General features: G+C 62.3%; 22 protein-coding genes. 8 read left to right on the forward strand and 14 right to left on the reverse strand.

The features are described 5' to 3' along the window. Window positions 1-15: 15 nt before the first annotated feature. The 8 genes from N902_RS0106765 to N902_RS0106800 all read left to right on the forward strand — a co-directional run bounded on the left by N902_RS0106765 (window position 16) and on the right by N902_RS0106800 (window position 8,357). Window positions 16-1,431 (forward strand): anthranilate synthase component I family protein, encoded by a 1,416-nt coding sequence (locus tag N902_RS0106765; protein WP_244147384.1) that lies wholly within the window; start codon window positions 16-18, stop codon window positions 1,429-1,431. Continuing rightward, entirely contained in the window at window positions 1,412-2,095 is a 684-nt protein-coding gene (locus N902_RS16795) for a glutamine amidotransferase-related protein (RefSeq protein ID WP_084287953.1), read from the forward strand. The genes N902_RS0106765 and N902_RS16795 overlap by 20 nt, the downstream gene beginning before the upstream one ends. A gap of 11 nt (window positions 2,096-2,106) precedes the next feature. Further along, complete coding sequence (gene trpD / locus N902_RS0106775; protein ID WP_027370321.1) at window positions 2,107-3,105, forward strand: anthranilate phosphoribosyltransferase; 999 nt, start codon at window positions 2,107-2,109, stop codon at window positions 3,103-3,105. Between the two features lie 48 nt (window positions 3,106-3,153). Beyond that, window positions 3,154-4,011, forward strand: a complete 858-nt coding sequence (locus N902_RS16800) for an indole-3-glycerol-phosphate synthase (protein ID WP_244147385.1) — start codon at window positions 3,154-3,156, stop codon at window positions 4,009-4,011. Beyond that, window positions 4,008-4,667, forward strand: coding sequence for a phosphoribosylanthranilate isomerase (locus tag N902_RS16805; RefSeq protein WP_051564393.1), 660 nt, complete (start codon window positions 4,008-4,010; stop codon window positions 4,665-4,667). Before N902_RS16800 ends, N902_RS16805 begins: the two co-directional genes overlap by 4 nt. Continuing rightward, window positions 4,664-5,827: a tryptophan synthase subunit beta gene (gene trpB, locus N902_RS0106790; RefSeq protein WP_027370322.1), complete on the forward strand. Its 1,164-nt coding sequence runs from the start codon at window positions 4,664-4,666 to the stop codon at window positions 5,825-5,827. Before N902_RS16805 ends, trpB begins: the two co-directional genes overlap by 4 nt. 15 nt (window positions 5,828-5,842) lie before the next feature. Further along, complete coding sequence (gene trpA, locus N902_RS0106795; protein ID WP_027370323.1) at window positions 5,843-6,619, forward strand: tryptophan synthase subunit alpha; 777 nt, start codon at window positions 5,843-5,845, stop codon at window positions 6,617-6,619. 388 nt (window positions 6,620-7,007) lie between these two features. Further along, the gene (locus tag N902_RS0106800) at window positions 7,008-8,357 is read left to right on the forward strand and encodes a glutamine synthetase family protein (RefSeq protein WP_027370324.1); all 1,350 of its coding nucleotides are present in this window, start codon (window positions 7,008-7,010) and stop codon (window positions 8,355-8,357) included. A 62-nt stretch (window positions 8,358-8,419) separates the two neighbouring features. Here N902_RS0106800 and hisA read toward each other — a convergent pair whose 3' ends face one another. The 14 genes from hisA to N902_RS0106870 form a co-directional block, all read right to left on the reverse strand. Continuing rightward, entirely contained in the window at window positions 8,420-9,166 is a 747-nt protein-coding gene (gene hisA, locus N902_RS0106805; RefSeq protein WP_027370325.1) for a 1-(5-phosphoribosyl)-5-[(5-phosphoribosylamino)methylideneamino]imidazole-4-carboxamide isomerase, read from the reverse strand. Further along, a complete protein-coding gene (locus N902_RS16810) occupies window positions 9,163-9,807 on the reverse strand; it encodes a hypothetical protein (protein ID WP_051564394.1) in 645 nt (214 codons plus the stop codon). The genes hisA and N902_RS16810 overlap by 4 nt, the downstream gene beginning before the upstream one ends. Then, entirely contained in the window at window positions 9,804-10,391 is a 588-nt protein-coding gene (gene hisB / locus N902_RS0106815; RefSeq protein WP_027370326.1) for an imidazoleglycerol-phosphate dehydratase HisB, read from the reverse strand. The genes N902_RS16810 and hisB overlap by 4 nt, the downstream gene beginning before the upstream one ends. Then, a complete protein-coding gene (gene tatC / locus N902_RS0106820; protein WP_027370327.1) occupies window positions 10,366-11,118 on the reverse strand; it encodes a twin-arginine translocase subunit TatC in 753 nt (250 codons plus the stop codon). The genes hisB and tatC overlap by 26 nt, the downstream gene beginning before the upstream one ends. Window positions 11,119-11,164: 46 nt before the next feature. Further along, window positions 11,165-11,560 carry a Sec-independent protein translocase protein TatB gene (gene tatB / locus N902_RS19140; protein WP_027370328.1) on the reverse strand — a complete coding sequence of 132 codons (396 nt, stop codon included), beginning with the start codon at window positions 11,558-11,560 and terminating at the stop codon, window positions 11,165-11,167. Window positions 11,561-11,650: 90 nt separating this feature from the next. Then, the gene (gene guaA / locus N902_RS0106830; RefSeq protein WP_027370329.1) at window positions 11,651-13,195 is read right to left on the reverse strand and encodes a glutamine-hydrolyzing GMP synthase; all 1,545 of its coding nucleotides are present in this window, start codon (window positions 13,193-13,195) and stop codon (window positions 11,651-11,653) included. Between the two features lie 61 nt (window positions 13,196-13,256). Further along, window positions 13,257-14,714, reverse strand: a complete 1,458-nt coding sequence (guaB, locus tag N902_RS0106835) for an IMP dehydrogenase (RefSeq protein ID WP_027370330.1) — start codon at window positions 14,712-14,714, stop codon at window positions 13,257-13,259. A 7-nt stretch (window positions 14,715-14,721) separates the two neighbouring features. Beyond that, entirely contained in the window at window positions 14,722-15,300 is a 579-nt protein-coding gene (locus N902_RS0106840) for a tetratricopeptide repeat protein (RefSeq protein ID WP_153304159.1), read from the reverse strand. Next, window positions 15,275-15,466 carry a CcmD family protein gene (locus N902_RS16820; RefSeq protein WP_034622087.1) on the reverse strand — a complete coding sequence of 64 codons (192 nt, stop codon included), beginning with the start codon at window positions 15,464-15,466 and terminating at the stop codon, window positions 15,275-15,277. Before N902_RS16820 ends, N902_RS0106840 begins: the two co-directional genes overlap by 26 nt. Before the next feature lie 9 nt (window positions 15,467-15,475). After that, window positions 15,476-16,144, reverse strand: coding sequence for a cytochrome c biogenesis protein CcsA (gene ccsA / locus N902_RS0106850; protein WP_027370332.1), 669 nt, complete (start codon window positions 16,142-16,144; stop codon window positions 15,476-15,478). A 77-nt stretch (window positions 16,145-16,221) separates the two neighbouring features. Further along, entirely contained in the window at window positions 16,222-16,890 is a 669-nt protein-coding gene (locus N902_RS0106855) for a heme exporter protein CcmB (protein WP_027370333.1), read from the reverse strand. A 52-nt stretch (window positions 16,891-16,942) separates the two neighbouring features. Next, on the reverse strand, window positions 16,943-17,587 hold the full coding sequence (locus N902_RS0106860; RefSeq protein WP_051564395.1) for an ABC transporter ATP-binding protein: 645 nt from the start codon (window positions 17,585-17,587) through the stop codon (window positions 16,943-16,945). A gap of 142 nt (window positions 17,588-17,729) precedes the next feature. Continuing rightward, the gene (locus N902_RS0106865) at window positions 17,730-19,625 is read right to left on the reverse strand and encodes a heme lyase CcmF/NrfE family subunit (protein ID WP_034622089.1); all 1,896 of its coding nucleotides are present in this window, start codon (window positions 19,623-19,625) and stop codon (window positions 17,730-17,732) included. A 9-nt stretch (window positions 19,626-19,634) separates the two neighbouring features. Beyond that, window positions 19,635-20,042 carry a cytochrome c maturation protein CcmE gene (locus N902_RS0106870; RefSeq protein ID WP_027370336.1) on the reverse strand — a complete coding sequence of 136 codons (408 nt, stop codon included), beginning with the start codon at window positions 20,040-20,042 and terminating at the stop codon, window positions 19,635-19,637. Window positions 20,043-20,049: the final 7 nt, after the last annotated feature.

Genomic DNA, 20,049 nt, shown 5'->3' on the forward strand with positions numbered 1-20,049 from the left:
CAGGAGCCTTTGTTTATGGACATGGAGATCGCCCTGCACCAGCAGGCCAGAATACTGCCCGCCGACACCCAGACCCCGGTCAGCCTGTACCTGGATCTGATCCGGGATGCCCCCGGAATCCTGCTCGAAAGCGCGGAAGTTGACGGCCACATGGGCCGCTATAGTCTGTTGGCCTGGGACTTCTCCCTGCTGCTCACCTGCCGGGAAGGGAATCTGCACTGCACCCCCCTGCATCCGGACTGCGAACCCTTGGCCCGGCTCAATGGCCAGCCTTTGCTTTCCGGTCTGCGCGGGGTGATGCGGGCATTGCGCATCCTGCCTCCGGAAGGGGGCCCGGACCTCCCGCCCATGACCAGATCCCTGCTCGGATCCTTCGGCTACGGGCTGGCCGGGGTGTTCGAGCCCAGGCTGCGGCATGTTCTGCCTCCGGAGAACGCCCATCTGCAGCTGGTCCTTCCCGCTCAGCAGATCCTGTTCGACCACCTGCATTCCAGATGCATCTATCTCGGGCTCAATCAGGATGAACCCACCTCTTTTGCCTCCTCCCGGGAGCATTCCGCCCAGGTCCACACCGGGCCGGTGCAGTCCACCCCTGATCAAAACGCCTACCGCCGGGCGGTGGAACGGACCCGGGAAATGATCCACGCCGGAGAAGCCATCCAGGTCGTGCTCTCCACCAGGTTCCAGACCCGGTTTTCCGGGTCCCCGTTTTCCGTGTACCGCCGCCTGCGCCAGGTCAACCCCTCCCCGTACATGTTCTTTCTCCAGCTCCCGGAAATGACCGTTCTCGGCTCCTCCCCGGAGCTGCTGGTCCGCTGCACCAATGGGTATCTGGAGGAGCATCCCATAGCCGGGACCAGGAAACGGGGCCGCACCGCGCAGGAGGACGAGGCATTGGCCCGGGAGCTGAGCACAGACCAAAAGGAACGGGCCGAGCACGTCATGCTCGTGGATCTGGCCCGCAACGACCTGGGCCGGGTCGCTGCTCCGGGCAGCGTGGAGGTCAGCTCCTTTCTCCAGGTGGAGCGATTCTCCCATGTCATGCACCTCACCTCCTCGGTCTCGGCCCGGCTGGCCCCGGAATTGGACGCCCTGGACGTCCTCCGGGCCGCGTTTCCGGCCGGAACGGTCAGCGGCGCCCCCAAGATCCGGGCCATGGAGATCATCGCCCAGGAGGAGGAGCTGCCCCGGGGCCCGTATGCCGGAGCCGTCGGCTGGCTGGGCCTGGACCCAGGCAGGGTGGACCTGGACACCGGAATCACCATCCGCTCCTTGTGGCTTCAGGACGGCCAGCTCATGTGGCAGGCCGGAGCAGGCATAGTCAGCGATTCCGATCCCCAGGCCGAATGGGAGGAATGCCAGAGCAAGGCCTCAGTGGTCACCCATATCCTCAATCAGAACGGAGGCAGCGATGTATTTGCTCATCGATAACTATGATTCCTTTACCTACAATCTGGTTCAGGTCCTGCAGGGGCTGGATATCTTCCCCCGGGTTCTGCGCCACGATCATCCCGGTCTCCTCTCTCTGGCCGCAGCCCCGTCCCTGCAAGCGGTGATCATCTCCCCCGGCCCCGGAGGGCCGGACAATGCCGGAGAGTGCCTGGAGTTTCTGCGGGCCCTGCCCTCCCGCGTCCCGGTCCTGGGGGTCTGTCTGGGCCATCAGATCCTGGCCAGCCACGCCGGGTATCCAGTCATCCGGTCCGGGCGGATCATGCACGGCAAGACTTCAGCCGTCTCTCACCGGGGAAGCGGTCTGTTCACCGGCCTGCCCCAGCCTTTCACTGCAACCAGATACCACTCCCTGATCATGGACTGCAGTCCGCAAAGCACCACCCTGGAGGTGGAGGTCACGGCCTGGAGCGAGCACGGTGAGCCCATGGCTCTGGCCTATGCCGATCGGCCCTGGATGGGGATTCAGTTCCATCCGGAATCCATTCTCACTCCGGACGGCCCCGCCCTGATCCGCAACTTTGTCCGCCACGTAGGGACAATCCCGGACCGTAAGCCGGATGCGGACCGCCCTGCTTCGTCCATGCCCTCTGCGGCTGACCAGCCTGCAAAGCACAGAAATCAGAACCACATATCCGCTGCATAAAGGAGCCCGCCATGATCGTAACCCAAAGCCTGGAACGCCTGGCCAGCAGCCAGGATCTCTCCGAAAGTGCCGCCGCCCGATGTTTTGACCATCTGTTTTCCGGGCAGATGAGTCCGGCCCAATCCGGGGCCTTCCTTTTGGGCCTGCGGGTCAAGGGAGCCACCAGTCAGGAGATGGCCGCGGCAGTCCACTCGGCCCTTAAGCACTCCCGGCAGTGCCCCGCGGTTCACGGCCGCAGCATCGACACCTGCGGTACCGGAGGAGACGGGAAGAAAAGCTTTAACTGCTCCACGGCCGTTTCCTTCTTCCTGGCCCATATGGGCTACCAGGTGGTCAAGCACGGAAACCGGGCAGTCTCCAGCGCCTGCGGCAGCGCTGACGTCATCGAGGCCATGAACATCCCCTTTGCCCAGACCGCGGAGGAGGTCCATACCTCCCTGGCGGCCTCCAACTTCGCCTTTCTCTTTGCCCCTTCCTTCCATCCGGCCCTTGCCCATATCGCCCCCATCCGCAAGGACCTGGGCATCCCCACCCTGTTCAACCTCATGGGGCCCCTGCTGAACCCGGCCCGGCCCACGCATCAGCTCCTGGGAGTCGGCGATCCGCGGGCCGTTTCCCTGGTGGCCGACGTCCTGGCCAGATCCGGAGTCCAGGCCGGCGCAGTCGTCCACGGGGCAAAAGGCTTTGATGAGCTTACCCCCTGCGGGGTGAATACCGTGATCATGATCCGCAACGGAAGGTGCACACCTGCGGACGTCGACCCGGCCGGCCTGGGTATCCCCAAATGCAGTCCGGACCAGCTTGCGGCCGGGGACAAGGAGACCGCCCTGCACATCATGCGCGATCTCCTCCAGGGCCGAGGGACGGAAGCGGTCAAAAACATGGTGGCCCTGAACCTGGGCCTGGCCCTGTCCCTTCTGGACCAGGATCCGGATCTGGCCGGATGCGTCCGTCGAGCACGGCAGGTCGTGGACCGGGGGGTCATGACCCCGATCGGGGCCGAGGCCTGAGCAGGATGACCAGAGCTTGATGCACGCCCAACCACAAAGGAAGCCCCTATGTCCAGAACATCGGATACCGCCCGAACCCGGAAAACAGACATGCTCCAGCGCTTTGTCCGGGCCAAGGAACAGGAAACTGCCCGGCTGGAGCTGACCTATACCCAAACCGGCCCGCCCCCTGCGTGCCGTGAACGCTCACCGGCCCTGGCTTCGGCCTTGACTCAGGCCGGACCGGGAGCGGTCATAGCCGAATACAAGCCGGCCTCCCCCAGTCGAGGGGCCATTGCCCCGGACCTCTCCCCGGCCTCCGCCGCGGAGCTGTTCGCCCGCGGCGGGGCGGCGGCGGTGTCTGTACTCACCGACAGGACATTCTTCGGTTCCAGCCTGGATGCTTTGCCAGCCATGGCCGGCAGCAGGCTCCCCCTGCTGCGCAAGGACTTCATCATCCATCCGGCCCAGGTAACCGAAACCGCTGCAACCCCGGCCTCCGCCTTCCTGCTCATTGTCCGTCTGTTCTCCGCCCACCCCGAGGGGCTGGAGACAGTGTTCCAGGCCGGTATCCAGGCCGGCCTGGAGCCGGTGGTCGAGGTCTTCAACCGCCGGGATCTGGCCGCGGCCAAAGCTCTCGGGGCCGCAGTCATCCTGGTCAACAGCCGGGATCTGGACACCCTGGAGTTGAATATGGACCTGCACCGGGAGCTTATTGCGGACCGGGAGGACAACGAGACCTGGATCTGCGCCAGCGGACTGTCCAGCCGGACCCAGATCCTGGACCGGGCCGAACTGGGCTACGCCGCCTGTCTGATTGGGACCTCCATCATGGACAGTCCGGACCGGCTGGGGGCCCTGCGGGCCTTGACCGAGGGCCTTGAGCCTCAGACAGGGAAATGCCCCACAGCGGAGAGCAGAGCATGAAAGTCAAGGTCTGCGGCTTGACCAGAGCGGAAGATGTGGCAGCCTGCGCCAGGCTGGGGATTGATCTGATCGGATTTATCTTTCACCCCCAAAGCCCGCGCTTCGTCCGGCCTGAGCAGGCAGGCGCCTTGCCCCGGGGCACACCCGGCCGGGTTGGGGTCTTTGTCCGCCAGAGCCAAAGAGAGATTTCGGCCTGCATGCGCACCGCCGGCCTGGACCTGGCCCAGCTCCACGGCGGTCAATCCCCGGGGGAGTGCCTGGACCTCGGTCCGGAGCGGGTGCTCAAGGTCCTCTGGCCCCAGGGCTACCCCCATGCCCGGGCCATGCAGGAGGACCTGGAGCGCTTCGCCCCGGTCTGCTCCGCCTTTGTTCTGGACAGCGGACTGCATGGGGGCGGACACGGCCGGACCATTGATATGACCTGGATCGCAGACCTCGCGTTCCCCCGCCCCTGGTTCCTGGCCGGAGGGCTGACCCCGGACAACCTGGAACCCATGCTTCAGGCCTGCCGTCCGGACGGCGTGGATCTCAACTCCGGGGTGGAGCACTCCCCCGGGATCAAAAACCACAAACGGATCGAACAATGCCTGGGACGCCTTGGAGCAAGGACCGACTCTCCATCCCCGGGCCAGGACGCAGAAAGGAGGAGACGATGAAAAAAGGATATTTCGGCGACTTCGGCGGACAGTTCGTGCCCGAGCTGCTCATGCCCCCGCTGCTGGAACTGGAACAGGCCATGCAGACCATCCTGCCCGGCAGGGAATTCCAGACTGAGCTGGACACAGTGCTCAGCCAGGTCGTGGGCCGGCCCACGCCGCTGACCTTTTGTTCCCGGCTGTCCCGGGAGCTTGGCTGCCGCCTGTGGCTCAAGCGGGAGGATCTGGCCCACACCGGAGCGCACAAGATAAACAATACCGTCGGCCAGGCCCTGCTGGCCAAAAAAATGGGCAAGACCTGCCTTTTGGCCGAGACCGGGGCCGGACAGCACGGAGTGGCCTCGGCCACGGCCGCGGCCATGTTCGGTCTGAGCTGCATCGTGTACATGGGGGCCAAGGATGTCCGGCGACAGTCCCAGAACGTACGGCGGATGGAACTTCTGGGTGCCCAGGTCCGTCCGGTGGAGCATTCCACCCAGACCCTCAAGGACGCTGTCAACGCCGCCCTGCGCCACTGGATCGCGGAGCAGGAGACAACCCATTACTGCCTGGGATCAGCGGTCGGCCCCCACCCCTTTCCCACCCTGGTCCGTGATCTGCAATCCGTGATCGGCACCGAGGCCGTGGACCAGAGCAGGGAGATCATCGGCCGCCTGCCGGATCAGGTGGTGGCCTGTGTCGGTGGAGGATCCAACGCCATCGGCATCTTTCACCCCTTTGTCCCCCACGCCCAGGTGGCCCTGACCGGAGTGGAAGCCGCTGGTCAGGGCACACCCGGATGCCATCACTCGGCAACTGTGACCAAGGGATCGACCGGGATCCTGCACGGAACCCTGAGCTACCTCTTGCAGACCAGGGACGGACAGATCGAGCCCTCCCATTCCGTGGCCCCGGGACTGGACTACCCCGGCGTCGGGCCGGAGCACGTGCACCTCATGTGTTCCGGTCGGGTCAGCTACACCGCGGTCAACGACGCCCAGGCCCTGAACGCCTTCCAAAGGCTGTGCCGCCTGGAGGGGATCATTCCCGCCCTGGAGAGCTCCCACGCCCTGGCCCATGTCCTGGACAACGCATCCCTGTTTGCGGACCAGGATGTGCTGGTCAATCTTTCCGGCCGGGGGGACAAGGATCTGGATATTGTCATGGACAAAGGACTGTAAAGGAGAACGGCAGCCATGAAAAACGACATGTTGCAGGAGACAATCCGCCGGGCCGGAGCCCAGGGCCGGATGGCCCTCATTCCCTATCTCCCGGCCGGGTTCCCGGAACTGGACGCCTTCTGGGATCAAATCCAGGCCCTGGATGCCTCTGGAGCGGATATCATTGAGATCGGCGTCCCCTTCACCGACCCGGTGGCCGACGGCCCTGTGGTGGACGAGGCGGCCCAGGAGTGCCTGGCCCGGGGAGTAGACCTGCCCTGGATCCTGGACGGACTCCGGGCCCGCAGAGAGGGCATCAAGGCCGGCATCGTGCTCATGGGCTATGCAAATCCCTTTCTGCAGTACGGATGGGAGAATCTGGCCCGGGATGCGGCCATGGCCGGGGTGCAGGGCATCATCGTTCCCGATCTGCCCCTGGAGGAAAACCAGGACATCGAAGGTCTCCTCTCGGCCCAGGGGGTGACCCTGATCAGCCTGGTCGGACTGAACACGAGCAGGGAGCGGATGCAGGCCTACGCCCGTCGGGCCATGGGGTTTGTCTACTTCGTTTCCGTTTTGGGCACCACCGGATCCAAAGCTTCCCTTCCCTCAGTTCTTATCCGCCAGCTGCAGATGGCCCGGGAGATCTTCACCCAGCCCATCGCCCTCGGATTTGGCCTCAGCTCCCCTGAGCAGCTTCAGGGGTTGGAGGACAGCGTGGACGCCGTGGTCTTCGGCTCCGCTCTGATCCAGCATTTGCGCTCCGGGGGAAACAGCCGGGACTTTCTCGGCGCATGGCTCCCGGAGGCATGAGCCCGGCTCGCTTTCGGAGGGAACCGGGGATGCCTCCCAGCACAACAGACTGCAGACGTTCCGGGCTCTTGGCCACTGGATGCTGAAGCCGGAGTTTCCGGATCTGCCTGGCGTATGCCCCGTGTGCAGTGCTTTGACCTCCAGGATGGAAATCTGTAAAGTATTCGGATTTGCGTTCCGGGCAGTTTTTTTGCTGCTGGGCGCAGGATCCTGGGCGGCGTCCGGATGCGCTTCTTCCCGTTCCTGCGCTGCGACTGACGCATTCCATACGTGGTAATTTTCAGGCCACGACCCTGTGGACGGCCCGAGGGCCGTCCACAGACCTTTTGGCGGCACCGCACGGGAAGCAGTCTGGCAACCACCAACACAGTGCAACAGAGGCAGGATCATGACCAACACCCCCCCGATTTTCGATTGCAAAACTCCGGACGATGTGAAAAAGGCGGTCAAGGAACACAACATCAACTTCATTCAGTTCTGGTTCGTGGATGTCATGGGCACAATCAAGAACTTCCAGGTCATGCCCCAGGAGCTGGAGGAGGCTTTCGAGGAAGGCATGGGCTTTGACGGATCTTCCATCGAAGGATTCTCCCGGATCCATGAAAGCGACATGGTGGCCTTTCCCGACCCAACCACCTTCCAGCTCATCTCCTGGCGTCCCACGGAGTACCCGGTGGCCCGCATGTTCTGCGACATCAAGACCCCGGAAGGCCTCCCCTACGAGGGCGACAGCCGGTATGTGCTCAAGCGCATCCTGAACAAGGCCGCGGAACAGGGCCTGAGCTATTATGTCGGACCGGAGCTGGAGTTCTTTCTCTTCGCCAACTCCCAGGAGCCCAAGACCCTGGATGTCGGCGGGTATTTCGACGCTCCCCCCCTGGACCTGGCCAACCCCATCCGCCGGGACATCATCCTGGCCCTGAACAATATGGGCATTGAGGTCGAATACAGCCACCATGAAGTGGCCCCCAGCCAGCACGAAATAGATCTCCGCTACCAGGAAGCCCTGAAGATGGCCGACATATCAGTCACCTACCGGGTCCTGGTCAAGGAGATCGCCCGCAAGCACGGGGTGTACGCCACATTCATGCCCAAGCCCCTGTTCGGGGCCAACGGCAGCGGCATGCACGTTCACCAGTCCCTGTTCCGGGGCAATGTCAACGCCTTTTACGATCCGGAAGGGGAGTACGGACTGAGCCAGATGGGCCGTTCCTACATCGCCGGCCTGCTCAAGCACGCCCGGGAGTACACGGCAGTGACCAACCAGTGGGTCAACTCCTACAAGCGTCTGGTCCCCGGGTACGAGGCCCCGGTGTACATCGCCTGGGCCAAGCGCAACCGCTCGGCATTGGCCCGGGTGCCCATGTACAAGCCGGGCAAGGAGGCGGCCACCAGGGTGGAACTTCGCTCCCCGGACCCGGCCTGCAATCCGTACCTGTGCTTTGCCGTGACCCTGGCCGCCGGCCTGAAGGGCATTGAGCAGAACTACGAACTCCCCGCCCCGGTGGAGGCGGACATCTACGACATGCACCATGAGGAGCGCATGACCCACGGGATCCACAATCTCCCCGGCAGCCTGTACGAGGCCATTGAGGAAATGGCCTCCAGCACCATGCTCAAGGAGGCCCTGGGGGATCACATCTTCGACAAATTCATCGAGAACAAACGCATCGAGTGGCACAACTACCGGATTCAGGTCACAGACTACGAGCTGAACAAGTACCTGCCCCTGCTGTAAATACAAAGGGCGCCTTTCGGCGCCCTTTCCTGGAAAACTGCTCTGGCCGGCGGGGTCTGAGGTCACGCCCCCGGCCAGGTGTTCTGCCCTGCCACCCAATCCAGGGCCTGCTTCAGCTCCAGGCTGTGATCGTAGATGGCCTTTCCGGTTATGACCCCGGCCAGGCCCTTGGCAGCCAAGGGGAACAGGGCCTTGATATCCTCCAGATCAGTCACCCCCCCGGCTGCGATCACCGGCAGGGATGTGGCCTCCACCACCCGGGCCACCCCGTCCAGATTCACCCCGTTCTGCATTCCGTCCCGGCTGATGTCCGTATACACGACAAAAGCGGCCCCCATGGCCTCCAATTCCGGAAGGACCTGCTCCACGGTCAAATCCGTTTCCGCCACCCACCCCCTGGCCTTGAGCCGGCCGTTGTCCGCATCCAAAGACACCCCGACCTGTCCGGGATACGCCCGGCACAACGACTTCAGGGTTTCAGCGTCCTCCAGGGCCATGGTCCCGATGATCAACCTGGCCACTCCGGCCTGAAAATACTGTTTGGCTGCCTCAATCTCCCGGATCCCCCCGCCCAGCTGGACCGGAACTGGAACCCGACTGCACAGGGCCTGGATGAGATCCTTATTCACCGGCTCTCCCTGGAATGCCCCGTCGAGGTCCACCACATGCAGCCACTGTGCCCCCTGTTCGACCCAGTGCATGGCCATCTGCAGGGGGTCGTCGGAAAACACGGTCAGCTCGCTGGCCACGCCCTGCCGCAGGCGCACACAGCGGCCGTCCTTGATGTCTATGGCCGGAAAGACGATCATAGGCCCAGCTCCTCCAGGCCCTTGCGCATCCCTTCCCGGGCCAGGGTCTCGGCGCGCACCCACTTGCCCCCCCGGCTAAAAAAGCGGCCCAGGCCGAGCAGATTCTCAGTCAGGGATTTCTGCTCCTGATCAAAATGGAAGCGGTCCACAAGCTCTTTTTTGCGCACATCCACCAGGAAGAGATCAAAGACAACCTTGGCCGGCTGCTCCGCGCTCCATTCCCCTCCTTTGCGTTCCCGCCATTCAAAGACCTGAGGGACCAGCAGAAGATCGGCCGGTACACAGCGCCCTATCCGGGTCCAATACTCCAGTCCGGACATGTCCAGGTCTTCGGCTTCGAACAGGATGATCTCCTGGCACTGGCGCACTACCGAGGGCCCCTGATAGGCGGTGACATCCCGGGCCTCCAGCTCTTGGTCCAAGATTGCATCCAGGGTTTTCAGCACCTCTGGGTCCAGGCGCTCCCTGTCTTCAGGAAGGCATCCGGCCAAGAGCTGCCATGCATGGCAGGGCTTGATGAAGTTGGCCACAGCCAGATCAGTCTGATCCAGATCAGGACCGCCTACCTGCCGTGGACCGCATCCAAGGATGAGAAGCAGTCCGATAGCGACTCCGAGACCGAGTACATATCTGGCGTTCAATCCAAGCTCCCCTTTGTGCTGAATACCGTTGCATGTTCGTGGCGCAGGGCCTGCCGCAGGCACAGCCCAACCCCCTTGAAGGCCGCTTCCAAAAGGTGATGTCCGTTGCGTCCGTAAGCAAAATTGATGTGTATGTTCATCCCGGCCCGAAAGGCGAGGGACTTGAAAAACTCCCGCCAGACATCCTTTTCCTGGCCGAAGAGCACGGCCGGAACCACCTGATCCGAATAGACCAGATAGGGGCGTCCGGACAGGTCGACAACCGCTTCCACCAAGGCCTCATCCATGGGGACCCTGGCCCAGCCAATCCGGGCCAGGCCTGCCTTGTCCCCGACCGCCTCCTGCAGGGCCTGGCCCAGGCAGAGTCCGATATCTTCCAGGCTGTGGTGGGCGTCCACCTCCAGATCACCCTGGCAGGTGAGCTCCAGATCCATTCCGGCCCAGAAGGCCATCAGGGTCATCATGTGATCTGCATATCCCATGCCGGTATCAACCTGTATCTGCCCCTCTCCAGGGATTTTTAGGCCGACCCGGATGCTGGTTTCCTTGGTCCTCCGCTCAAGCCGCGCCGTCATCTGAGGCATGGGCCGTCTCCTTGGCCTCGTCGTTTCGTTGTCTGCCTACAAAAACCGCAATCCATATCCCCAGCTCATACAGGAGAATAAGCGGTCCGGCCATAAAGGTCTGGGTGAAGATATCCGGGGGGGTCAAAAAGGCTGAAACCAAAAAGCCGCACAGGATTGCATACTTGCGCTTCGCCCGCAGCCAGGCCGGGGTAACCAGGCCCAGTCTGGCCAGGAAGAATATGACCAGGGGCAGCTCAAACACAATGCCGAAGGCTATGAGCAGACGGAGGGCAAAGGAAAAGCCTTCCTTCATAGTAATCATGGGGCTGATGAATACATCCGCGAACCCCATGAAGAACTTGTAGGCAAAGGGAAAGACGATGAAGTACCCGAACAGGCTGCCGACTACAAACAGCAGGGCCGAGCAGAAGGAAATGGGCAGGATGTATTTCCGCTCATGGGCGTACAGCCCCGGGCGGACGAAGAGCCATACCTGGTGGAAGATATACGGGCTGGTCACAAAGACCCCGGCCACAAAAGCCACCTTGATATAGGTAAAAAACGCCTCGTGCGGGGCGGTATAGATCATGGAGCTTTCATCCGGCAAGGCCCGGAACAAGGGGAGCATAAGCCAGTCGAACAGGGTCTTGGAGAATGCATAACAGGCCAGCATTCCAGCAAATGCCGCAATCAGGGCCCGGATCAGCCGCTTCCGCAGCTCGTCCAGGTGCTCCAGAAACCCCATTTCCCCCAGGCCGGAGCCTTGGTCCTGAGTCTCCTGTCCCTCCGTATCAGCCATTGTGCGTACTCCGGGTCTCCTCCGCCCGGTCCGGCCCCTGTCCAGTCCCCGCAGCGGACCGGTCCTGGGCTGCGTCCGTTTCCCGGCCGGTTGGCCTCTCCTCGTCCCCCTGGGTCCCTTCCCCGGTCATCCCCTGCTGCGAAGATGAATCCGCGCTTTCCTGGCCGGCGCCGGCTTTGTCCGTTCCGGTCTTGGCCTGACTGCTCTGTTCCATGTCCGCCAGCTGGGACTCAAAATCAATGGTCCGTTTCACATCAGAGCTCATGCGCCGAAACTCGGCCATGCCCTTGCCCAGGGCCCGAGCCACGTCCGGCAGCTTGGAGGGGCCGATGACCAGCAGGGCCACTACCAGGATGAGCAGGACTTCCGTGGTACCAATTCCAAACATGGCATTTTCCTTTTGATCAGGCCGTCATCCGTGACTCGGGATCAAGCCCCGGCATATATCGGCCACTGGAGCCGAATCCCGACAGTGGCCCTACTCCCATTCAATAGTGCTCGGGGGCTTGGAGGAGATATCCAGAACTACCCGATTGACCCCTTTGACCTCATTGATGATCCGGTTGGAGATCCGGGCCAGGAGGTCGTCTGGCAGCCTGGCCCAGTCCGCGGTCATAGCATCCTTGCTCTCCACCGCCCGCAGGGCGATCACATGCTCATAGGTCCGCTCGTCTCCCATCACGCCCACTGTCTTCAACGGAAGGAGCACGGCAAACCCCTGCCATATCTTAAAATACCACCCAGAAGCCATGAGCTCGTGCTGCACGATCTTGTCCGCCCGACGCAGGATCTCCAGCCGTTGCGGGGTGATCTCTCCAATCACCCGGATGGCCAGCCCCGGTCCGGGAAACGGATGCCTCCAGACCAGAAAATCCGGCAGGCCCAGCTCCATGGCCACCTTGCGCACTTCATCCTTGAACAGCTCCCGCAGGGGTTCAATGAGCTCAAGATTCATCTTTTCCGGCAGCCCGCCCACATTGTGGTGGCTCTTGATCACGGCTGACGGCCCCTTAAAGGACACGCTTTCGATCACGTCCGGATACAAGGTGCCCTGGGCCAGGAAGCGAACCCCTGGAATGGACGTGGCTTCCTGTTCAAAGACCTCGATAAAGGTGTTTCCGATGATCTTGCGCTTTTCCTCCGGGTCGTGCACCCCATGCAGGCGGCTGAGAAAGATGTCCTGGGCCTGAACGTAACGCAGGTTGAGGTCGAAGTACTTGCGCAGGTACTGGACCACCTCCTCCCCTTCGTCGGCCCGGAGCAAACCGTTGTCCACAAAGATGCAGTGCAGCTGCTTGCCGATTGCCTGGTGCAAAAGAGCGGCCACCACCGTGGAATCGATCCCCCCGCTCAGGCCGCAGACCACCTGGCTGGAACCCACCTGTGCCGGGACCTCGTCCAGAACGGACTGGACAAAGGAGGCCATGGTCCAGCTCGGCTTGGCCTGAACAATCTCAAACAGGAAGTTGCGCAGGATCTGATCTCCGTCCTCGGTATGGGCCACTTCCGGATGAAACTGCAAGGCGTACAGTTTACGGTCCGGGTCGGCCATGGCCGCGATCTCCACCTGATCGGTCCGGGCCAGGACAGTAAACCCGTCCGGCGGACGTATGACCCTGTCTCCGTGGGACATCCACACCGTCAGCCCGTCATCGCGCATGTTGGTCCACACTGCATTACGGGCCAGCAGACTGAGCTCGGCCCGGCCGTACTCCCGGTTCTGGGCCGGAACCACGTCCCCGCCCAGGGCCTTGGCCATGAGCTGCATGCCGTAGCAGATCCCGAGGATGGGAATTCCCAGGGAAAAAATCTCCGCATCAACCCCCGGGGAGTCCGGGTCGCACACACTGGCCGGACCTCCGGAAAGAACGATGCCAGTGGGCTGAAGAGCCCGAATCTCCTGCACAGGCAATGTATAGGGCTGGATTTCGGAATACACCCCGGCCTCCCGGATGCGGCGGGCGATCAGCTGGGTGTACTGGGAACCGAAATCCAGGATGAGAACCGTTTCTTCAGGATGCATTGCGCGCTCCGAGTTCAGAATTCAAGGTTCGCATAACCTGCGGCGGGCCCGCAGGCATTTGCTAGTAGCTTTCTATCTGATAGTTGGGGGATTCCTTGGTGATGATCACATCGTGGACATGGCTTTCCTTGTATCCGGCCGCAGAGATCTGGATGAACTCGCTGTCCTCCTTGAGCTCCTGGATAGAGGCGCAGCCCACATAGCCCATGCCGGAGCGGAGCCCCCCGACCAGCTGATACAGGGTCTCTTTGACCTTGCCCTTGTACGGAACCCGGCCCACAATGCCTTCCGGCACATACTTGTTGCTCTGCTGCTGAAAATACCGCTCGCTGCTGCCTTCCTTCATCGCGTCTATGGAGCCCATCCCCCGGTAGATCTTGTATCTCCGGCCCTGATAGAGGATGGTCTCCCCCGGGCTTTCCTCGGTTCCGGCCAGCATGCTGCCCATCATGACCGAGTCCGCGCCTGCGGAAAGGGCCTTGACCACATCCCCGGAAAACTTGACCCCGCCGTCGGCAATCAAGCAGCGGCCGTGCTTGCGGCAGGCCTTGGCCGCATCCATGATGGCGGTGACCTGGGGCACACCGACTCCGGCCACCACCCGGGTGGTGCAGATGGAGCCCGGCCCGATGCCCACCTTGACCGCGTCCGCCCCGGCCTTGATCAGGGCCTCGGTTCCTTCCGTGGTCGCCACGTTTCCGGCCACGACCTGTATCTCTGGATAATCGGACTTCAGCCTGGAGATAGCGGCAAGAATATTCTTGCTGTGTCCGTGCGCCGAGTCCAGGACCAGGACATCCACACCAGCGCTGACCAGGGCCGCGGAGCGTTCGTCCAGGTCCTCTCCGCCTCCGACCGCAGCCGCCACCCGCAAGCGGCCCAGCTCGTCCTTGCAGGCATCCGGATACTTCTTGATCTTGTCTATGTCCTTGATCGTGATCAACCCCTTGAGCTGGTACGCATCGTCCACGACCAAGAGCTTCTCGATCCTGTTCTTGTGCAGCAGGCGCTTGGCCTGTTCCAGGCTGGTCCCCGGAGGCACGGTGACCAGATGTTCACTGGTCATCACCTCCGAGACCTTGGTCTGCATGTCTTCCACAAACAAGACGTCCCGGTTGGTCACGATCCCCAGGAGCTGCTCGTTCTTGACCACAGGCAGTCCGGATATCCGGTATTCACCCATGATCTCCAGGGCCCGGCCCACGCTGCACTCCGGTTCGATGGTGATCGGGTCCACGATCATTCCGCTTTCGGACTTTTTGACTTTGTCCACCTCGACCCGCTGCCTGGAAATAGACATGTTCTTGTGGATAACGCCGATTCCGCCGGCCCGGGCCATAGAAATGGCCAGCCTGGATTCGGTAACCGTATCCATGGCTGCACTGAGCAGGGGGATGTTCAAGCGGATGCTGGGGGTGAGCTGGGTGGATACATCCACAGTGTCCGGAAGGACCTCCGAATATCTCGGGGTCAGCAGGACATCGTCAAAGGTCAGGGCGTGCTTGAGCACTTTGGTCATTGTTCTCTTATCCTCCATTCCTGGCTTCAAGTTGCTCCTGGGCTTGGTCTTTGATCTCAGGACTGACCCCAGGCGAATCAACGATTTTTTGAAAATAGGCCTGTCCCTGCTTGGGATCATGGAGATAATGGGTGTACAGCACCCCCAGGTTGAAAAGGGCGAAGCCGTTGTGCGGCTCAGCCCGAAGGACCTGGCTCAATTCCTTTGCAGCAGCTGCGTATTCCTCAAGCCGGAAGAGACACATGGCCAGCCGCTGGCGGGCATCTGTATTCTCCGGCTCTACAGCCACCAGGCGCTCCCAGAACCGTCTGGCCTGGGACCAGGCCTGCATGCGCATAAAGGCCTGCCCCAGCCCCCGCAGGGCGTCAGCATCCTCCGGGTTGTCCTCCAGGCGCTGCATCAAGCTCCCGATCATGTCCGTCATGTCATTTTGCTCCGGCGCATGGGAGTGGCTCCTGTGGATGGTCAGCGAGGGGTTCGCCCATCGATAGGCCACGGAGTATCCGATCATGAGCACCAGGGCCACAAGGACAAGACCGGTTGCCGCCGCGCTGTGCGGCCTATTTCGACTCAGTGGATTGCTCACGCAGAATCTCCAGCTGGTGGACGCGTCTGTCCAGGCGTTGAAATCGACGGCCCAAGCCCACGATATAGAGGGCTATGCCGCTCCAGACCACGATATTGGCCGCCAGGAGCATACCTGACCCACTGAGCATAGAAACGACTCCCTGTTCTTTTGGTTCCCGGAGCATGTCCGCTCCTCACCTGTATCTTTCCGCCAGAAGCCTGTCCAGTCTGGCCTGCACCTGGAGCTGACGGTACCTGTGGGTGATCATGAGCCCTGTCAAACCTCCCCAGGCCAGCAGGCAGACTGCCACGGTGCTCAGCATCTCCCCGGGCATTCCGCCTCCGGAAGAGGCAAAGACCGCAGGATGTATGCTCCGCCACAAGCGGGCGGAGACAAAGACCAGGGGGACATCGGCAAAGGCCAGAACCCCGAGCACCGCGCACAGCACCTCCCGTCTGGGGCTGGGGATCCATGCCTGGCGCAGGGCCAGATAGGCGCTGTATGCGAAGCACATGACCAGGGCCGTGGTCAGACGGGGATCCCAGGTCCACCAGGTGTTCCAGGAAGCCCTGCCCCACATGGAGCCAGTAATCAGGACCAGAAGGGTAAACACAACCCCGACTTCGGCCGAGGCCGCGGCCAGTCTGTCCCAGGCCGGTCTCCTGGTCCACAAGAAGCCGATGCTGGCCACAAAAACGGCAAAAAAAGCCATGAATGCCCACCAGGCCAGAGGCAGATGCAGATAGAATATCTTCTGCACCGGGCCCATACTCGCCTCCACCGGGGCGTAGAGCCAGACCATGCCCTGCGAAACGAGTAGGGCGGCCCAGGTGAGCGCGGCAAGAATGAAAAAAAACGGCATCCCTGTATCTCCGGCGGAGTTGCTGGCTGTCGCTGCGGGCCTGCGGCTGGCCAGACATGCGGGGTTTCCCCAGCGGGTCATCCTCGATAGACAACTGGAAAAAGGAGCAGGGCCAAACCGGCAAACACCAGATCAAAGGACGCGGCCAGCTGAACCCAGGCCCAGGGATTGTCCAGCCCGCCCTCCAGGGCAAACCCGCCCAGGCGGATCCCGGCCAGGAGCAACGGGGCCAGCAGGGGGAAAAAAATCACTGTGAACAGGGAATCCCGGCCGGACTGCTCGCTGCCCATCCCTCCGAGCAGGGCGCCCAAAACAATCACCCCGCAGTCAATGAGCAGGATGGTTCCATACAGCCAGGCCCAGGAATGCACCCCGCCCAGCTTGAGAAAAACAGTGCAGGCCGGGATGAACACGGCCTGGACAATGATCAGCACCGCTCCCCCGGCCGCCGCCTTCCCGGCCCAGATGGCCTGCACGGGCATAGGGGCCATGAGCAGGGCGTCCCGGGCATTGTGTGCATCCTCAAGGGCGTAAAGGGCATTAAAAACCAGGACCTGGCAAAAACAGCTGGCCAACCAGAAGATGGCCGCGGCCCAATCCCCCGGCACTCTGTCCTCCCCGGCCCCGGCCAGGCTGAAGAGAAAAATCAGCAGCAGGCCAAGGAGAATGGCCTGAACCGCCCCATGCCCCCGGGTCAGAAACAGGCGCAGGTCCTTTCCGGCCAGGGCTGCTATCTGGGCCCACATGTCCCGCCTTCGGCCTTCGCTTCCTGAACATGTCCGCACACGCTGTCTCGCATCAGTCCCACGCCCGCATTGTCGCTTTCCCTTCGCCCAGTTCCAGGCGGTAGTCCGCCGACTGGATGTCCGTATCCGGGGAATGAGTGATCAGCAGGACCGTGGCCCCCCGCCTTCTGGCCCGGACCACCTCCCTGCGTATCATGTCCTGGGACGGACCATCCAGACCGGTCATGGGCTCATCCAGCAGAAGCACTTTGGGGGTCAAGGCCAACACCCGGGCCAGGCTCAAGCGCTGAGCCATGCCCCGGGACAGATGAGAGGCCGGCTCATAGGCCACTGCCTCCAGCCCTGCCCGGGCCAGGAGGTCCAGAAGCTCCCGCTCCGGTTTCTGGCTGCGGTACATGCGGGTCCAGAAACGCAGATTCTCGAGCACGGTCAATCCGGAATACAAAGCGGTCTCATGGCCCAGACTGACCATCTCTGCCCAGGATATCCAGCGGTCGATGCGCCCCTGCGAAGGGGTCAGCACCCCGGACAGCAGCTTGAACAGGGTGGTCTTTCCGCTTCCGTTCGGGCCGGAGACCAGGACGGTGGTCCGGGCCGGGATCTGAAGCCAAACAGCATGCAGGACATCCCCGGCCCCGTATCCGTAGCTCACATCCTTCAGCTCAAAGACCAGCTCCTGTCTCACCTGTGTCCCCACCTCAAGCCCTTCCTTCTCAGCACATAGAATAGAGGTATTTGTTCAGGGAGCCTGAACGATTACAAAGAGACGGCAAACTCCAAAAATCCACAGGTTACGTCGAAGAACCCCTATTTTTTGTCCCGGATGCCTGGGTACTGCCTTATGCATCACTTTCCTGCCGGGGTGGCCTCTGCCTCCGTATGGCCAGCAGCCCGGCCAGACACATGAGGGTTCCTCCTATCCAGATCCAGTTCACTCCGGGATTGATCCGCACCTGAACCCGAACCCGGTCCTCCTGGTCAAAGCCCAGCAATGTGGCGTAGATCTCGTCTCCCAGGCCGGGAATAACAGCGGCCTCGGCAAAGGGCTGGTTGAAGCTGCGGTACATTCTGCGCTCCGGGACCAGACGTGCGATCTCCCTGCCGTTCTTGGCCACCCGCAAAGTGGCTTTGTAGGCCTCCATCCTTTGGGTCCGCTCTCTGCTCAGAGAGAGATGGGTGAAGGTATACTCCTTAAGCCGCAGCTGTTGTCCAGGACTGAGCACCGCGTCTTTCTCCTGGGCGTAGGGACCGGACACGGCAATGCCCAGAGCCACTACAGCCAGCCCGATATGAACCGCCATCACCGCCCATCCCGACCTGCGCCTGCGGTATGCGGAGCGATACAGACAGATACCAAGCAGAGAGGGCACGGCGACAAGGGCAAAGGCAACAGTGGGCAGGGGGAGAAGATCCCGGATCCCCAGGGTCCAGGCAGCCGCCCCCAGGATCAGGGCCCCGCCCAGGATTCCGGCCAGCACTTTGGGAAAACGCTTCCAGCCGGTCCACCCCAGCCAGGGGCAGAAGGGCAGGCCGATGATGAACAGGGCAAAAAAGGGCAGGCAGACCCGGTTGTAGAAATCTGGACCGAACCCCACGCTTTGCGCGGACCAGATCCGGCTGATCAGCGGCCACAGGGTCCCCAGGCCGATCACAGCGGCCAGGATGAGCAAAAGCCAGGTCAGCAGGACGATCCCACCCTGCTGGCTGCCGATGGAGGGCAGCTGGCGCCGGAGGGAGGTTTGGGCCCCGAGTATCCCCAGCAGCACCAAGAGGACTCCGGCTCCCATGCCCCAGATCAGGGGCAGGCCCACCCCTTGAGCCCCGAAGGCGTGCAGGGAGTCCAGCATCCCGCTGCGGGTAACGAATGTGGCCAGGAGGCAGAGCACGAGACTCAGCCCGGCCAGGGCTACATTGGTTCGGCCCAGGGCCCGGCTCTTGCGGCCGATGACCGCCGTGTGCACGAAGGCGCTGCAGGCCAGCCAGGGAATCAGGGAGGCGTTCTCCACCGGATCCCAGGCCCAGTATCCGCCCCAGCCCAGCTCCATATACGACCACCAGGCCCCGAGGACAATGCCGGCGGTCAGAAAGATCCAGGCCGTTAAGGTCCAGTTTCTGACCCGTTCCAGCCAGGCGTCGTCCTGGACAAAGACCGTTCCCAGGCCGGCCGCGGCCGGTACGGTCAGACCGGCGTATCCGATGAACAGCAGTGGGGGATGAAAGACCATCCCCGGATGCTGCAGCAAGGGATTGAGGCCGTTTCCGTCTGCAGGGGGCGGTGAGAGCTGGAGCAGGGGGTTGCTGACCGTGGTCAAGATCAGAAAGAAAAAGGCCTGGACCAGGCTGTAGACCATCCAGAAAGCACAGGTGCTTTCTGCCGGCACGCCCCTGCCGGAGGACGATCCGGCCCAGAACAGCCCAACCACGGCCAGGGCCAGGGTCCAGAACAGGAACGAGCCCTCCTGGCCGGCCCAGAATGCGGTCAGGGCGTAGGTCCAGGGCAGGAGGGAGTCTGTGTAGTCGGCCACCAGCTTAAAGGAAAAATCATGTCCGAGCAGGGCGTCGGCCAGAATGAGGGAGGGAACCAGGGTCAAGCCCACGATGAGCGCCTGGATCCACACCACCTTGTGCATCCCCTGCGCCTTTCCCCGCCAGAGCATGTGCCCGCACCAGGCGCAGAGCGCAATGCTCAGCCCCATCCCAGCCAGCAAACAGAAAAAACCTATACTATGTGTCATCAAGGGCTGCTACTCGTTCTCGTATTTGGAGGGGCATTTGGTCATCAGGGTATGGGCGGTGAACGACGAGGCCGTGCTGTGTGATCTTCCTTCAACGATCACCTCCACTCCGGGCCGGAAGGTGTCCGGCACAGCCCCCTGGTAGGCAACCCGGATGGCCTGGTCAGGATTCTCCGTATCAGCCAGCAGAAAGCTCACTCCCACGGTATCCTTCCGGTGCTCCAGGCCGTTTTCCTTCACTTTCCCGAACAGCCTGGCCTTGTCCAGGTTGTCCAGCCCCTTGGCCAAGGCCTCTGAAACATTCAAGAAGTAGACGCTGTCCCTGCTCACTCCGCTGATCATCAATCCCGCCAACCCCACGGCCAGCAGGGCGAAGGCACCAATATACATCATGCGCTGGCCTGATTTTCCGGCCATGTGCCAC

This window comes from Desulfovermiculus halophilus DSM 18834 (genome assembly GCF_000620765.1).
Taxonomy (GTDB): domain Bacteria; phylum Desulfobacterota; class Desulfovibrionia; order Desulfovibrionales; family Desulfothermaceae; genus Desulfovermiculus; species Desulfovermiculus halophilus.

Bases quoted from the DNA above. Each gene is read 5' to 3' on its own strand.
- guaB (WP_027370330.1), bottom strand. From the start codon at position 14,714: ATGACCAAAGTGCTCAAGCACGCCCTGACCTTTGACGATGTCCTGCTG.
- N902_RS16805 (WP_051564393.1), top strand. From the start codon at position 4,008: ATGAAAGTCAAGGTCTGCGGCTTGACCAGAGCGGAAGATGTGGCAGCC.
- trpD (WP_027370321.1), top strand. From the start codon at position 2,107: ATGATCGTAACCCAAAGCCTGGAACGCCTGGCCAGCAGCCAGGATCTC.
- hisA (WP_027370325.1), bottom strand. From the start codon at position 9,166: ATGATCGTCTTTCCGGCCATAGACATCAAGGACGGCCGCTGTGTGCGC.
- guaA (WP_027370329.1), bottom strand. From the start codon at position 13,195: ATGCATCCTGAAGAAACGGTTCTCATCCTGGATTTCGGTTCCCAGTAC.
- tatC (WP_027370327.1), bottom strand. From the start codon at position 11,118: ATGGGGTTTCTGGAGCACCTGGACGAGCTGCGGAAGCGGCTGATCCGG.
- N902_RS0106855 (WP_027370333.1), bottom strand. From the start codon at position 16,890: ATGTGGGCCCAGATAGCAGCCCTGGCCGGAAAGGACCTGCGCCTGTTT.
- hisB (WP_027370326.1), bottom strand. From the start codon at position 10,391: ATGCCTCAGATGACGGCGCGGCTTGAGCGGAGGACCAAGGAAACCAGC.
- N902_RS16795 (WP_084287953.1), top strand. From the start codon at position 1,412: ATGTATTTGCTCATCGATAACTATGATTCCTTTACCTACAATCTGGTT.
- N902_RS0106800 (WP_027370324.1), top strand. From the start codon at position 7,008: ATGACCAACACCCCCCCGATTTTCGATTGCAAAACTCCGGACGATGTG.
- N902_RS0106865 (WP_034622089.1), bottom strand. From the start codon at position 19,625: ATGACACATAGTATAGGTTTTTTCTGTTTGCTGGCTGGGATGGGGCTG.
- N902_RS0106765 (WP_244147384.1), top strand. From the start codon at position 16: ATGGACATGGAGATCGCCCTGCACCAGCAGGCCAGAATACTGCCCGCC.
- N902_RS0106870 (WP_027370336.1), bottom strand. From the start codon at position 20,042: ATGGCCGGAAAATCAGGCCAGCGCATGATGTATATTGGTGCCTTCGCC.
- trpB (WP_027370322.1), top strand. From the start codon at position 4,664: ATGAAAAAAGGATATTTCGGCGACTTCGGCGGACAGTTCGTGCCCGAG.
- N902_RS16820 (WP_034622087.1), bottom strand. From the start codon at position 15,466: ATGCTCCGGGAACCAAAAGAACAGGGAGTCGTTTCTATGCTCAGTGGG.
- ccsA (WP_027370332.1), bottom strand. From the start codon at position 16,144: ATGCCGTTTTTTTTCATTCTTGCCGCGCTCACCTGGGCCGCCCTACTC.
- tatB (WP_027370328.1), bottom strand. From the start codon at position 11,560: ATGTTTGGAATTGGTACCACGGAAGTCCTGCTCATCCTGGTAGTGGCC.
- trpA (WP_027370323.1), top strand. From the start codon at position 5,843: ATGAAAAACGACATGTTGCAGGAGACAATCCGCCGGGCCGGAGCCCAG.
- N902_RS16800 (WP_244147385.1), top strand. From the start codon at position 3,154: ATGTCCAGAACATCGGATACCGCCCGAACCCGGAAAACAGACATGCTC.